The organism is Bradyrhizobium sp. SZCCHNRI3043, from assembly GCF_032377735.1.
Classification (GTDB): Bacteria; Pseudomonadota; Alphaproteobacteria; order Rhizobiales; family Xanthobacteraceae; genus Bradyrhizobium.
Genome location: NZ_JAUHID010000013.1, coordinates 59,608 through 73,808, shown reverse-complemented (window position 1 = coordinate 73,808; position 14,201 = coordinate 59,608). Strand labels below are relative to the sequence as shown.

Genomic DNA, 14,201 nt, shown 5'->3' with positions numbered 1-14,201 from the left:
CCTTACGGCACCCGGCGCCGCCGAAGCGGCAGCAGACGACTTAGAACAGCCGACATCCGTTTCAAGAGGAAAAATCGAATTTTTTGTCGCAGCCTCTATCGCAGCGCAACACCCGTCAGGCGGCCACGGCGGACAGCCGTTGCAGCCGCATCGTCGCCTCCCGGAGCACGCTGACCAGCCGGTCGCGCTCGCGCTGGTCGATGTCGCCACGCGACAACACGGCCTGGCAGTGTGCCACCACGCGCTGCTCGCTCTCGATCAGGAACCGCGTCAAACGTCTAGGATCACCCATGCTCATGACGGAGGTCGGGTTAGGCGGCGGATGATCGTATTGCCAGGCTGGCATGATCGGGCCTGCGAGCTCGCGCTGCGCTGCTGATGAGACCGGGCGGCGCGACAGCGCTCAACCACACCTCCCGTCGACCGTCGGTCCGTTTACAGCCGGCTCATGAACGCAATTGTGGCCGGTTCTGGACGAACTGCGATCGTCAACCTGATTGATAGCTGCGCGTTGTGGCCGATCCACGACCGGCCGCGGCAGCGATCAGTTGTTTGTAGATATTTCTTTCGCGCAGCCGGGGCCGGGCTGCGACCAGTCCGCTCGGATTCGTGCGATCAGAAGTCCTTCGATGGCGCGGCTTGACGTCGAGGGCGACCTGCTGCCCCTGCTCATTCCGCGCACCTGGACCCGCGGCGACGATCTCGCCCTCCTGCGGCTTCTCCTTGGCGTTGTCGGGAATGATGATGCCGCCCTTGGTCTTCTCCTCGGCATCGATACGGCGCACGAGCACGCGGTCGTGCAATGGACGGAAATGCATGCACATCCTCCTTTACAGATCAGCGATGTCATAAGCCTCGGGTCCATCCGGCCCCCGGGCGAGCAACGACCTAGGAAAGCCGAACTTTTCGTTCAAGAGGGTCACACAAATTTTTTGGCACTCTCGGGGAACGATTGCCAGTGCGGCTCTTGAACCGGGCCGGCTGCTTTCCCAGCTCTGTCGTCGCCAAAAGAACCTGATCGCGCTTGTTGGGGATCACGATGCAGCTTCCGCCTTCTCTTCGGGCCGTCCTGGCGCCTGCCATCCTGTTTTGCCTGATGACCGGGCCCACCCTGGCCCAAATTCCCGATCTCAAGCTCGGCCGGGTGCCGACGCTCGCGCCGCTGGTGAAGGAGGTGACGCCGGCCGTCGTCAACATCTCGGTCGAAGGCAAGGTCCGCCAGGACAACCCACTCTACCAGGACCCGCTGTTCCGCGAGTTCTTCGATGTCCCCAAGCAGGTCGAGAAGCAGATCAGCGCCACCGGCTCGGGCGTCATCGTCGATGCGCAGCGCGGCTACGTCATGACCGCCAATCACGTCGTCGAGCACGTCACGACAGCGCAGATCCGCACCAAGGACGGCCGTAAATTCGCCGCCCGCCTGGTCGGGCGCGATCCTGCCACCGATATCGCGCTGCTGCAGATCAGGGACCCCATCGACCTCAAGACCATCTCGCTTGGCGACAGTGACGCGCTCGAGGTCGGCGACTTCGTGATCGCCGTCGGCAACCCGTTCGGCCTTGGCCAGACTGTCACCTCGGGTCTCGTGAGTGCGCTCGGGCGAACCGGCCTCGGCAAGCAGGGCTACGAGGATTTCATCCAGACCGACGCGGCGATCAATCCCGGAAATTCCGGCGGCGCGCTGATCAATCTGCGCGGCGAGCTGGTCGGCATCAACACGGCGATCATCTCGCCGGGCGGCGGCAATGTCGGCATCGGTTTCGCCGTGCCCATCAACATGGCGCGGCGGGTGATGGAGCAACTGGTCGCCAACGGGCGCGTCGACCGCGGGCGTATCGGCGTGACCCTGCTCGACCTGGACGCGCCGGCCGATGGCCGGATTCAGGGCGCGCGCGTCGCCGACGTGACCGTGGGCTCGCCGGCCGAACGCGCGGGACTGCGCAAGGGCGACATCATCGTGAAAGCGAACGACATGCCGGTGCGCAGCGCCACGCAGGTTCGCAACCTGATCGGCCTCACACCGGTCGGGCAGCGCGTCCGTCTCGTGTTCGAGCGCGACCGCGCGCTCGGCAACGCGACGGTGGAGGTCGCGCCAGTCACCGAAGAACGTGCGCGCGCGAGAACCTCGGGCTGAGAATTCAACTTCTGTTCGCTGTTAGCTGCGCATACCACGTGGAGTAAATTTTTACCGTGCATCAAGCATGCAGCGAGACGCCGATACCTCTCTAAACGCCTGTTAAGTGCCATCGCGCTTATTGCAACCCCGCGGAGGTATTGAAATGCGGGGTGATGGTTTGGCGTTCAGTTTGCCACGCTGGCGCGTGACGCGCTGGCTGGCCGACCCGGGATATCCGGTGTCATCAGATATCCGACTCGCATTGACGGGTGAGCTGTACGGCTGCTGGTCGGTTTTCGCCGGCGGCGCCATCAACACCGTGGCGGTCGCCGCGGCGCTTGCGCTGCGCACGCCGACCGCCCTCTTCATCACATGGTTCGTGATGGAAGTCGTAATCTGCCTGTCGCGGCTGATCGTGATGATCATTGCCTACCGCCGCGCGCGCGAGCGGCTAACGACGCCGACCGACATCCACATCCTGCTGTCGGTGGCCTGGAGCGCCAGCGTCGGCTTCGGCGTCGGCATCAGCCTGGCGTCGGGCGACTGGGTCGCCGCGTCACTCACCTGCATCTCGTCGGCCGCCATGGTGGGCGGCATCTGCTTTCGCAATTTCAGCGCGCCGCGCCTCGTCGGCACCATGATCCTGTTCAGCATCGGCCCGGTGATCCCGGGCGTCGCGACGTCGCATGAGCCGCTGTTGTTCGCGATGTATCTGCAGATGCCGGTCTACTTCCTCGCCATGACCGGCGCGGCGTTCCGGCTCAACAAGATGCTGGTGGCGGTCATGCAGTCCAAACGCGAGAGCGACGAGCGGGCGCGGCGCGATCCGCTCACGGGCCTGTCCAACCGCGCCGGCCTGATCGACGCGCTGCAGAGCAGACTCACGGACAACGCCGGCGGCGACCGGAGCTTCGCCGTCCTGTATCTCGATCTCGATGGCTTCAAGCCGGTCAACGACACCTTCGGTCACGCCGCAGGCGACGAGCTGCTGAAGATCGTCGCCAATACGCTGCGGCGGACCGCCTCCCCGGACGACGTCATCGCCCGGATCGGCGGCGACGAATTCGTGGTGCTCGCCGGCGATCCGGCGATCGACCACGCGCTGGCGCTCGGCGAGCGGATCATCGAGGTGATGGCCGCCCCGATGGTCATGCCGGGCGGTGCGCATGTCCAGATCGGCATCAGTATCGGCATCGCCGTCGCGCCCGAGCACGGCACCGATCCGGAAGCCCTGCTGTTCGCGGCGGACGCCGCGTTGTATGAAGCGAAATCGAGCGGGAAATCCTGCTGGCGATTGGCCTCGGCCGAAGCCAACCTCGCAGCGCTGCGCAAAATCGCCGGCGGCGATCTCGCTGCGAAGTCGGTCGCCAGCGCAGCGTGAGTTCAGCCTCGTGCAAACAGTCTGCGCCGTCGCAGTCGTAGCCCGGATGAGCGAAGCGACATCCGGGATCTCACGCGCTGCCGCGTTGCCCCCGCATGTCGCTTCGCTCATCCGGGCTACGGACACATGCGAGGGTCAGCGGATCTACCGCGGCATCTCCGCGAGCGCAGCGAGGATGCGGGCCCAGGAGCGGATGCCCTTGTGGTAGCTCTTGAGGTCGTACTTCTCATTCGGCGAATGGATGTTGTCGTCGTCGAGACCGAAGCCGACCAGCAGTGAATCGAGACCGAGCGTCTTCTTGAAGTCGGTCACGATCGGGATCGAGGCGCCCGAGCCCATCAGGATGGTCTCCTTGCCCCACTCCTCGGTCAGCGCCTGCTTGGCAGCCGCCAGCGGCTTCATGGTCCAGTCGAGCGCGATCGCGGCACCTGCCGAATGATCGCCGAACTCGACCGAGCAGTCGCCGGGGATGCGCGCCGACACGTAGTCGCGAAACGCCTTGCGGATCTTCAGCGGGTCCTGGCCCTCGACGAGCCGGAACGAGACCTTCGCATGGGCCAGCGACGGGATCACGGTCTTGGAGCCCTCACCGATATAGCCGCCCCAGATGCCGTTGATGTCACAGGTCGGCCGCGACGAGATCTGCTCGATCAGCAGACGATCCTTCTCGCCTGCGGGGATCGACAATCCGATCGGCTTGAGGAAGCTTTCGGGAGTGAGGTTCAGCTTCTTCCACTGCTCCAGAACCTCAGGCGGAACGTCCTTCACGCCGTCATAGAAGCCGGGAATGGTGATGCGGCCGGCGGCGTCGAACAGGCCGCCGAGAATCTCGGTCAGCACCCGGATCGGATTGCGCGCGCCGCCGCCGAACACGCCCGAATGCAGGTCGCGGTTGGCGGCCTTGATCTTCACCTCTTCATAGAGCAGGCCACGCAGTGAGGTCGTGATCGCCGGCGTGTTCGGGTCCCACATGCCGGTGTCGCAGACCAGCGCGAAGTCGGCCTTGAACTCGTCCTTGTTGGCTTCGAGGAACGGCACGAAGTTCTTCGAGCCGACCTCCTCCTCGCCTTCGATCACCACGGTGACGTCGAGCGGCAGCGCGCCCGTCACCTTCTTCCAGGCGCGGCAGGCCTCGACGAAGGTCATCAGTTGGCCCTTGTCGTCCTCGGCGCCGCGCGCGACGATGATCTTGCGGCCGTCGGCGTGATCGGCGACGACAGGCTCGAACGGCGGCCGGTGCCACAATTCGAGCGGATCGACCGGCTGCACGTCGTAATGACCATAGAACAGGACATGCGGCCTGGCGGCGCCATGGCTGTTGCTCTTGCCGACCACGGCGGGATGACCGGCGGTCGGCCGCACCTCGGTCGCAAAGCCGAGCGTCGCAAGATCCTTGGCGAGGTGGTCGGCCGCTGCCTTGCAATCCTCAACGAAGGCCGGATCGGCCGAGATCGACTTGATGCGGATCAGCGCAAACAGCCGTTCCAGGCTGTTGTCGAAATCAGCATCGATGTGATCGAGAACGGATTGAAGCTGCGCATTGGCCATGGCCACGAGACCCCTTAAGCAATTGACGACGATCGGCCCGCTTGTAGCTCCGTTGCGCGGTCCGGGCCAGCCTCCCGCGGCGAGAGCATCGCGCCGAAGGAGAGCGCTGCCTGGATCACCGCCGCAGCAATCCCCCAAGTGCGCCGCGCACCAAAGAGCGGCCGATCGAACCGCCCAAGGAGCCGCCGACCTGCTTGCCGAGATCGGCCGCAATCCCGCCCACCACCTTGTCGGAGACCGAGCGGGCGACGTTGCGCGCAATCACCTGTGTCGTCGAGAGCTGGCCGCGCTTGACGTTGGTGCCGAAGATCGTCGCGGCGATGTCGCCGATCTTGCCGAGCACGCTGCCGGACGAGGCTTCCGTCGTCACGGCGGTTCCGCTGATCCGCTTCTGCAGCAGCTCATAGGCGGACTCGGCGTCGATCGCGGTATCGTATTTGCCCTTGACCGGGCTCGCAGCGATGACCGCCTTGCGCTCCTCCGGGGTCACCGACCCGATCCGCGCCGACGGCGGCCGGATCAGGACGCGCTCCACCATCGCCGGCGTGCCGTTGCCCTCCAGGAACGAAACCAGCGCCTCGCCCTTGCCGAGCTCGGTGATCACCTTGGCGGTGTCCAGCTTGGGATTGGGGCGGAAGGTGTCGGCGGCGGCGGCCACCGCCTTCTGATCGCGCGGCGTGAAGGCGCGCAGCGCGTGCTGCACGCGATTGCCCAATTGCCCGAGCACCCGGTCCGGAACATCGAGCGGATTCTGCGTGACGAAATAGACGCCGACGCCCTTCGACCGGATCAGCCGCACCACCTGCTCGATCTTGTCCATCAGCGCCTTCGGCGCATCGTTGAACAAGAGGTGCGCCTCGTCGAAGAAGAAGACCAGCTTGGGCTTGGCGAGATCGCCGACCTCCGGCAGCTCCTCGAACAGCTCGGACAGCATCCACAGCAGGAACGTCGCGTAGAGTCGCGGGCTCTCCAGCAGCCTGTCGGCAACGAGGATGTTGATCATGCCGCGGCCGTCGCGGTCGGTCTTCATGAAGTCGGTGAGCATCAGCGCCGGCTCGCCGAAGAACTTCGTGCCGCCCTGGTTCTCGAGCACGAGCAACTGCCGCTGGATGGTGCCGACGGTGGCGCGCGTGACGTTGCCGAACGATTGCGCAGCCTTCCGGATCGGCGCCAGCGGATCGGCGTCGGCATCAGCGCCTTTCTTGCCGGCCTCCGGAATGATGGCATCGAGCAGCGCGCGCAGATCCTTCATGTCGATCAGGGCGAGGCCGTTCTCGTCGGCCACGCGGAACGCGACGTTGAGCACGCCCTCCTGGACATCGTTGAGGTCGAGCATCCGCGCGAGCAGCAGCGGCCCCATCTCGGTGACGGTGGCGCGCACCGGATGGCCCTGCTCGCCGAACACATCCCAAAATACCGTCGAGAACTGATCGGGCTGATAGGTGAGCCCGAGTTCGGTCGCGCGCTTGATGATGAAGTCCTTCGCTTCGCCGGTTTGCGAGATGCCCGAAAGGTCACCCTTGATGTCGGAGGCGAAGACCGGAACACCTGCACGAGCAAAACCTTCGGCCATCACCTGCAGCGAGACGGTCTTGCCGGTGCCGGTTGCGCCGGTGACCAGGCCGTGGCGATTGGCGAGCGCAAGCGTCAACCAGGCCGGCTGCTCACCGGCTCCCACGAAGATCTTGTCGTCGGTATCAGCCAGGGATTTTCCGGATGGTGCCATGATGATCCATCTTTCGAGAGTGATTGTTTCGCATCGCACGTGGAGCGGAGCATCTCGTGCAGTAACATAGTTGAGTTTCGCGAATGGGAACTAGGGTCAGGCTGCCTTACCTCTTCGCACGACACGCACTCTTCTTAACATTGGTGCTGCGGGATACGCAGGTTTGAGCCGTGGATTCAACATCTGGTCTTGCATCGCTGCAACAGTTCATCGTCGATCACGAATCGATTCGCGCACCGGGCCGGCTCCTCGCTTGTAATTCACGGATCGTCCGATCAAGATGAATTCAGCGAGAGGACGTTCGGTCTTGGGGGACCGGATGATACGGGGTTCACATGAACGAGTTGATTGAGCCGCTGGCCAGAACGGCCGGCATCGGTAGAGTCGTGGCTGAAATCATCGGCACCGAGCCCGACCTCCTCAGCGACAATGGACGGCAACGACGGGAGCAGCAGCGATCCGCCGGTGAACTTTTCAAATTCGGCCGCGACCAAACCGAAGCGGATCAGTTGGCACGATCGCGACAGGCACACCCGGCCTGAGCCGGTTGCCCAAAGCCCAACCGCCTGGGCCAGATCACCTGAAGCACCTTCGCGCGCGCCGAGCATCATGACATATCCGATCACCGAACTCGAAGGCATGACGGCCTTCTATGCTGCCAAGCTGAAAGCTTTGGGCATCCGCACCACCGACGCATTTCTCGAAGCCGCCCGGACCGTGAAAGGGCGCAAGGCGCTTGCCGCCACGACCGGCATCAGCGAGCAGCAACTGCTCGATTGGGCAAATTCCGCCGACTACATGCGCATTCCCGGCATGGGCAAGGCCAAGGTCTGCCTCGTCCGCGCGGCCGGCGTGCCCACCGTGCGCGAGCTGGCGCACCGCAACCCCGCCCGCCTGGCGCAGAACATCAAGGAAGTGAACACCCGGCGGAAGCTGGTTCGCATCCTGCCGTCGGAGAAGTCGGTCGGCCAGCTCATCGAAAAGGCGCGCCGGCTGGAGCCGAAGATCAGCTATTGACCAGCCTCTAGATTGACCGCGCTTGTGCGCGCGCGACACCTTGACTTGACGGTGGCAACCGCGCAAAGCGGCGCCCATGAGCGCCATTTCGCCGCACTCCGCCTCGGACCTCACGTCGAGCCACCCGCTGCTGCGGCCGTGGCTGGTGCGTCCATTCCCGGCGGTGATGGGCATCCTGAACGTCACGCCGGATTCGTTCTCGGATGGCGGCCGTTTCGATGCACCGGAGCGGGCAATCGCGCAGGCCGAGCGCATGATCGCGGCCGGCGCCGACATCATCGACATCGGTGCCGAGTCCACCCGGCCCTACAAGGGCGCGGTGCCGGTCACGGCCGAGGAGGAACTGGCGCGCCTGCAGCCGATCCTGCCCGCGATCGTCGCACTCGGCGTCCCCGTGTCGATCGACAGCATGAAATCTCAAGTTGTAGACTACGCGCTGAACCATGGTGCTGCGATCGCCAACGATGTGTGGGGTCTGCAGCGCGATCCCGCGATGGCCGCGGTCGTCGCGGCGCATGGCGCGCCGGTCGTGGTGATGCACAACCGCGCTGCCGTCGATCCGGAGATCGACATCATCGAAGACATGCTGGGCTTCTTCGCGCGCTCGCTCGACATCGCCGCCAAGGCCGGCATCCCCATTGGTAACATCGTGCTCGATCCCGGCATCGGCTTCGGCAAGACGGCGCAGCAGAGCATGACCGCACTGGCGCGGCTCGACGCATTCGCGCGCTTCGGGCTGCCGCTGCTGGTCGGCGCGTCGCGAAAACGTTTCATCAGCACCGTGGTGGCGTCGGAGCCGCAGGAGCGGCTCGGCGGCTCGATCGCGGCGCATCTGATTGCGGCTCGGCGCGGTGCTGCAATCATCCGGGCGCATGACGTCGCCGAGACGGTTCAGGCCGTGCGCGTGGCCGCGGCAATCGAGGCACTGGGATGACCGATACGATCTTCATCAAGGGCGTTCTCATCCACGCGCGTCATGGCGTGATGGAGCATGAGAGCGAGGTCGGCCAGCGCTTCGTCATCGACCTCGAGCTCTACACCGATCTGTCCGACTCCTCGCGCAGCGACCGCCTCGCCGACACCGTGTCCTATTCCGACGTGGTGGAGACCGCGACGGCGGCGTTCAAGGATGTCAACTACCGCCTGCTCGAACGCGCGGCCGGCGCGGTGGCCGATGCGATCCTGTCGACCTTCGCCCGCATTCGCGCCGTCAAGGTGACGGTGCATAAGCCGCATGCGCCGATCGCCGCCATCTTCGAGGATGTCGGCGTCGTGCTGACGCGCTCGCGGCATCCATGACGGCAATGGCGAGCGCGCTGATTGCTCTCGGCGGCAATGTCGGCGACGTCAGGGCGACGTTCCGGCGCGCCATTCCGGAGATCTGTGCGCGCGCCTCGGCGGCGCTTGTCGCGCGGTCGTCCGACTACATCACTCCGCCATGGGGCGAGGAGCAGCAGCCGCCTTTCATCAATGCCTGCATCGAGATCGCGACCGCGATGCCCCCACGGCCGCTGCTCGGCATTCTGCACCAGGTCGAGCGCATGTTCGGCCGCAATCGCGCGCAAGAGACGCGCTGGGGTCCGCGGACGCTGGACCTCGATCTGATCGCCTATGACGATTTCGCGATCGACACGCCCGATCTCACGCTGCCACACCCCCGGCTGTTCGAACGCGGCTTCGTGCTGGTGCCGCTGGCCGAGATCGTGCCGGCGCGACAGATTGCCGGCCGCCGCGTCGATGAGGCCGTGCTCGCCGTTTCGCGCGACGGAATCCGGCCGCTGCCAGCCGAATAGCTGACGTCTCCGGCCAAACAACCGTTTGGCTTGGCCCCCCTGACGTGGCATTTTGCGCCACAACAATCGCGATAACAGACGCCCCGGGAGACGCGTGCCGACATGACGACCGAGACCGACGATCTGCGACTGGCTGCCGATTTTGCTCCGGCCAGCGAGGCGGACTGGCGCAAGCTGGTCGATGGCGTGCTGAAGGGCGCGGCTTTCGAGAAGCTGGTCGGCAAGACCTATGACGGGCTCCAGATCCAGCCGATCTATCCGCGCGCCAAGCATGCCGCGCCGGTCGCAGGCCGCTCAGCATCGGCGCCATGGCAGATCATGCAGCGCGTCGATCATCCCGATCCGGCCAAGGCCAATGCGCAGGCGCTGATCGACCTCGAGAACGGCGCGACCGGCTTGTCGCTGGTGTTCGCCGGCTCGAATGCCGCACACGGCTTCGGCCTCGCCGCCAGCGCCGACGCAGTGGCGCGCGCGCTCGACGGCGTGCATCTCGATGCTGCGATTGCAATCGAATTGCAGCTCGGTGAATCGGTCTCGCCCGCCTCGCTTCTCGCCGACTACGTCAAGCAGCGCGGCGTCGAGGCCGCTGGCTGCGACATCCGATTCGGCCTCGATCCGATCGGGGATGCTGCCAGTCGCGGCGCAACCTCACATGACGCATCGATGCTCGGCGGCAACTCGGGCGCGCTGGTCAAGCAACTGCTCGAGGCCGGCTTCAAAGGCCCGTTCTTCGCCGCGGACGGCCGGGTCGTGCACGACGCCGGCGGATCGGAGGCGCAGGAGCTCGCTTTCGTGCTCGCCTCTGGTGTTACCTATCTGCGGGCGCTCGAAGCCGAAGGCATCGCGCTCGAGACCGCGCGCGGCCTGATCTATGGCCGGCTCGCCGCCGACACCGATCAGTTTCTCACGCTGGCAAAATTCCGCAGCCTGCGACGGCTGTGGGCGCGCATCGAGGAAGCGTGCGGGCTGGCACCGAAGCCGCTCTTCATCTCGGGCGAGACGGCGTGGCGCATGCTCACCAGGCGCGACCCTTACGTGAACATGCTGCGCGCAACCATTGCGACGTTCGCGGCCGGATTAGGCGGCGCCAACGCCGTGACGGTGCTGCCGCACACCGCCGCACTCGGCCTGCCCGACGCGTTCGCGCGCCGTGTCGCCCGCAACACGCAATTGGTGCTGCTGGAGGAGAGCAATCTCGCCCGCGTCGCCGATCCCTCCGCCGGCGCCGGCGGCATCGAGGCGCTGACCAGCGAGTTGTGCGTTACCGCCTGGGCACTGTTCCAGGAGATCGAAAAAGCCGGTGGCGTCGTAGCTGCCTTGCGGGCTGGGCTGATCCAGTCCAAGGTCGCCGCGGTGAGGGCGGCGCGGAATGCCAACATCGCCAGGCGTCGCGACGTGCTGACCGGCGCCAGCGAGTTTCCAAATCTCAACGAGGCCGAGGTCGCGGTCGAAGCGGTTGCACCGCTGGCTCCGCAGGCGACAGCCAAGGCTGCGCTCACCTTCACGGCGCTCGCGCCCATCCGTCTCGCAGACGGGTTCGAGACGCTGCGTGATCGCTCCGACGCCCTGTTGAAGAGCCAGGGACAGCGCCCCTCGATCTTCCTCGCCAATCTCGGCACCGCCGCCGATTTCACCGCACGCGCGACTTTCGCCCGCAGCTTCTTCGAGGCCGGCGGCATCGCGGCGATCGATGGCGCGGGCGCTTCGGATCCGGCCGCGCTGGCTGCCGCCTTCCGCGCCTCCGGCGCCGCCATTGCCTGCCTCTGCTCGTCCGACAAGGTCTATGCCGACGCCGCGGTTCCGGCGGCCAAGGCCCTTCAGGCCGCGGGCGCGCGACATATCTATCTGGCAGGCCGCGGCAGCGAGCAGGAGGCCGCGCTGCGCGAGGCCGGAATCGGCAGCTTCGTGTCCGCCGGCGGCGACGCGCTGAAGACGCTCGAAGACGCCTATACGCATCTGGAGTGAGCATGACCGACGACACCAAGCCTCTCCTGACCGGCGGCTGCCAATGCGGTGCCGTCCGCTTCGCGTTCAAGACCACGCCGAACAAGGTCAGCATCTGTCATTGCCGGATGTGCCAGAAAGCCTCCGGCGCGCCGTTCGCCTCGTTCGCTGAGATCGACCGCGAGCACTTCGCCTGGACGCGCGGTCAGCCCGCCGCGTTCCGTTCATCCACGATCGCCGAGCGCTTCTTCTGTCCCGCCTGCGGCACGCCGCTCGGCTTCGGGCGTATTGATGGGCCGCGGATCGAGATCATGACCGGCAGCTTCGACCGGCCGGACCGGGTGGTGCCGACGCGACAATATGGCTCGGAGTCGCGACTTGGCTGGGTGGTCGCGATCGCCAATCTGCCGAGCCAGACGACACAACAGAACTATGGACCGGAGAAGATGGCGACCATCGTCAGCCATCAGCATCCGGACCACGATTGAGACGAGGACGCCGGGCCATGAGCCGCATTCCCGATTTCACCGACATCGCCTTCGCGCCCACGGCAGCACCCGCGCCGGCTGGCAGCGCCGAGCCGTGGCTGACGCCCGAGGGCATTCCGGTAAAGCCGCTCTACGGCGAGGCCGATCTCGCCGGCATCGACTTCCTCGACACCTGGCCGGGCATCGCGCCGTTTATGCGCGGTCCCTACCCGACCATGTATGTCAACCAGCCCTGGACGGTCCGGCAATATGCCGGCTTCTCCACGGCGGAGGATTCCAACGCCTTCTACCGCCGCAACCTCGCCGCGGGCCAGAAGGGCCTGTCGGTCGCGTTCGATCTCGCCACCCATCGCGGCTATGATTCCGATCATCCGCGCGTCGGCGGCGATGTCGGCATGGCCGGCGTCGCGATCGACTCGATCTACGACATGCGAACCTTGTTCGCCGGCATTCCGCTCGACCAGATGAGCGTGTCGATGACCATGAACGGCGCGGTGCTGCCGATCCTCGCTTTGTTCGTGGTCGCCGCCGAGGAGCAAGGCGTGCCGCCGGAGAAATTGTCGGGCACCATTCAGAACGACATTCTGAAAGAGTTCATGGTGCGCAACACCTACATCTATCCGCCGTCGCCCTCGATGCGGATCATCTCCGACATCTTTGCCTTCACCTCGCAGAAGATGCCGAAGTTCAACTCGATCTCGATCTCCGGCTACCACATGCAGGAGGCCGGCGCGACGCAGGATCTCGAGCTCGCCTACACGCTCGCCGACGGCGTCGAATATCTGCGCGCCGGCATCGCCGCGGGTCTCGACGTCGACCGCTTCGCGCCGCGGCTGTCATTCTTCTGGGCGATCGGCATGAACTTCTTCATGGAGGTCGCCAAGCTGCGCGCCGCGCGGCTGTTGTGGGCCAAGCTGCTGAAGCCGTTCAACCCGAAGGATCCGCGCTCGCTGTCCTTGCGCACCCACAGCCAGACGTCGGGCTGGTCGCTGACCGCGCAGGACGTCTACAACAACGTCGTGCGCACCGCCGTCGAGGCGATGGCAGCAACGCAAGGCCATACCCAGTCGCTGCACACCAACGCGCTCGACGAAGCGCTGGCGCTGCCGACCGACTTCTCCGCCCGCATCGCCCGGAACACGCAATTGTTCCTGCAGCAGGAGAGCGGCACCACGCGCATCATCGATCCCTGGGGCGGCTCGTACTATGTCGAGCGCTTGACCCGCGACCTCGCCGCAAAGGCCTGGGGCCACATCCAGGAGATCGAGGAGCTCGGCGGCATGGCCAAGGCGATCGAGGCCGGCGTGCCGAAGCTGCGCATCGAGGAGGCCTCGGCCAAGACGCAGGCCCGCATCGACACCGGCCGCCAGTCGGTGATCGGCGTCAACAAGTTCAGGCCAACCGACGAGCCGCCGCTCGACGTGCTCAAGGTCGACAATTCCACCGTGCGCCGGCTGCAGATCGACAAGCTGTCCAGGCTCAAATCCGAGCGCAAGCAGGCCGAGGTCGATGCGGCGCTGTCGGCGCTCACGCGCTCGGCCGGCGACGGCAACGGCAATCTGCTGGCGCTCGCGATCGACGCGGCGCGCGCCAAGGCCACCGTCGGCGAGATCTCCGACGCGATGGAAAAGGTGTTCGGCCGCCATCGCGCCGAGATCAAGTCCATCACCGGCGTCTACAAGCGGGAGATCGCCGCCATGTCCGGCAAAGCCGAGAAGCTGCAGGCGCTGATCGAGGCGTTCGAGGAGGCCGAGGGCCGCCGGCCACGCATCCTGGTCGCCAAGATCGGACAGGACGGCCACGACCGCGGCCAGAAGGTGATCGCGTCGGCCTTCGCCGACATCGGCTTCGACGTCGACATCGGGCCGCTGTTCGCCACCGCCGACGAGGCGGCGCGGCAGGCGGTCGAGAACGACGTGCACATTCTCGGCGTCTCGTCGCTGGCGGCCGCGCATCTCACCGCAGTGCCGGAGTTGAAGGCCGCGCTCAAGAAGCAGGGCCGCGAGGACATCATGATCATCGTCGGCGGCGTCGTGCCGCCGCAGGATTACGACGCCCTCTACAAGGCCGGCGCCGAGGCAATCTTCCCGCCGGGCACCGTCATCGCCGACGCCGCCGAGGAGCTAATCCAAAAGCTCAATGCGCGCCTCGGCCACAGCGAGGCGGCGGAGTAGTCCGACTGCGTCAC

At 65.8% G+C, this 14,201-nt stretch carries 14 protein-coding genes; 9 read left to right on the top strand and 5 right to left on the bottom strand.

From position 1 onward, the window contains the following. Positions 1 to 115 precede the first annotated feature (115 nt). Complete coding sequence (locus tag QX124_RS22960; RefSeq protein WP_315716108.1) at positions 116 to 346, bottom strand: hypothetical protein; 231 nt, start codon at positions 344 to 346, stop codon at positions 116 to 118. Positions 347 to 488: 142 nt separating this feature from the next. Then, the gene (locus tag QX124_RS22955) at positions 489 to 818 is read right to left on the bottom strand and encodes a co-chaperone GroES (protein WP_315798362.1); all 330 of its coding nucleotides are present in this window, start codon (positions 816 to 818) and stop codon (positions 489 to 491) included. 221 nt (positions 819 to 1,039) lie between these two features. Between QX124_RS22955 and QX124_RS22950 the strand changes: the two genes are divergently transcribed. Continuing rightward, positions 1,040 to 2,134: a trypsin-like peptidase domain-containing protein gene (locus QX124_RS22950; RefSeq protein ID WP_315798361.1), complete on the top strand. Its 1,095-nt coding sequence runs from the start codon at positions 1,040 to 1,042 to the stop codon at positions 2,132 to 2,134. Between the two features lie 145 nt (positions 2,135 to 2,279). Continuing rightward, the gene (locus QX124_RS22945) at positions 2,280 to 3,497 is read left to right on the top strand and encodes a GGDEF domain-containing protein (RefSeq protein WP_315798360.1); all 1,218 of its coding nucleotides are present in this window, start codon (positions 2,280 to 2,282) and stop codon (positions 3,495 to 3,497) included. A gap of 144 nt (positions 3,498 to 3,641) precedes the next feature. Here the strand turns inward: QX124_RS22945 and QX124_RS22940 are convergent, their stop codons facing one another. The 3 genes from QX124_RS22940 to QX124_RS22930 form a co-directional block, all read right to left on the bottom strand. Then, positions 3,642 to 5,045 (bottom strand): M20/M25/M40 family metallo-hydrolase, encoded by a 1,404-nt coding sequence (locus tag QX124_RS22940; RefSeq protein ID WP_315798359.1) that lies wholly within the window; start codon positions 5,043 to 5,045, stop codon positions 3,642 to 3,644. 115 nt (positions 5,046 to 5,160) lie between these two features. Further along, the gene (locus QX124_RS22935; RefSeq protein WP_315798358.1) at positions 5,161 to 6,771 is read right to left on the bottom strand and encodes a helicase HerA-like domain-containing protein; all 1,611 of its coding nucleotides are present in this window, start codon (positions 6,769 to 6,771) and stop codon (positions 5,161 to 5,163) included. Between the two features lie 275 nt (positions 6,772 to 7,046). Beyond that, entirely contained in the window at positions 7,047 to 7,382 is a 336-nt protein-coding gene (locus QX124_RS22930; RefSeq protein ID WP_315739876.1) for a hypothetical protein, read from the bottom strand. Between QX124_RS22930 and QX124_RS22925 the strand changes: the two genes are divergently transcribed. From QX124_RS22925 to scpA, 7 genes are all read left to right on the top strand, one after another. Further along, the gene (locus QX124_RS22925; protein ID WP_315739877.1) at positions 7,381 to 7,788 is read left to right on the top strand and encodes a DUF4332 domain-containing protein; all 408 of its coding nucleotides are present in this window, start codon (positions 7,381 to 7,383) and stop codon (positions 7,786 to 7,788) included. The two genes, QX124_RS22930 and QX124_RS22925, sit on opposite strands and share 2 nt — an antisense overlap. A gap of 76 nt (positions 7,789 to 7,864) precedes the next feature. Next, the gene (gene folP / locus QX124_RS22920; RefSeq protein ID WP_315798357.1) at positions 7,865 to 8,722 is read left to right on the top strand and encodes a dihydropteroate synthase; all 858 of its coding nucleotides are present in this window, start codon (positions 7,865 to 7,867) and stop codon (positions 8,720 to 8,722) included. Then, positions 8,719 to 9,087 carry a dihydroneopterin aldolase gene (gene folB / locus QX124_RS22915; protein ID WP_009028138.1) on the top strand — a complete coding sequence of 123 codons (369 nt, stop codon included), beginning with the start codon at positions 8,719 to 8,721 and terminating at the stop codon, positions 9,085 to 9,087. Before folP ends, folB begins: the two co-directional genes overlap by 4 nt. Before the next feature lie 5 nt (positions 9,088 to 9,092). Further along, positions 9,093 to 9,581 carry a 2-amino-4-hydroxy-6-hydroxymethyldihydropteridine diphosphokinase gene (gene folK, locus QX124_RS22910; protein WP_315798397.1) on the top strand — a complete coding sequence of 163 codons (489 nt, stop codon included), beginning with the start codon at positions 9,093 to 9,095 and terminating at the stop codon, positions 9,579 to 9,581. A 102-nt stretch (positions 9,582 to 9,683) separates the two neighbouring features. Then, positions 9,684 to 11,546 carry a methylmalonyl-CoA mutase subunit beta gene (locus QX124_RS22905; protein WP_315798356.1) on the top strand — a complete coding sequence of 621 codons (1,863 nt, stop codon included), beginning with the start codon at positions 9,684 to 9,686 and terminating at the stop codon, positions 11,544 to 11,546. Between the two features lie 2 nt (positions 11,547 to 11,548). Continuing rightward, positions 11,549 to 12,013: a GFA family protein gene (locus QX124_RS22900; protein ID WP_315716096.1), complete on the top strand. Its 465-nt coding sequence runs from the start codon at positions 11,549 to 11,551 to the stop codon at positions 12,011 to 12,013. Between the two features lie 17 nt (positions 12,014 to 12,030). Continuing rightward, on the top strand, positions 12,031 to 14,187 hold the full coding sequence (scpA, locus tag QX124_RS22895; RefSeq protein WP_315798355.1) for a methylmalonyl-CoA mutase: 2,157 nt from the start codon (positions 12,031 to 12,033) through the stop codon (positions 14,185 to 14,187). Positions 14,188 to 14,201 lie beyond the last annotated feature (14 nt).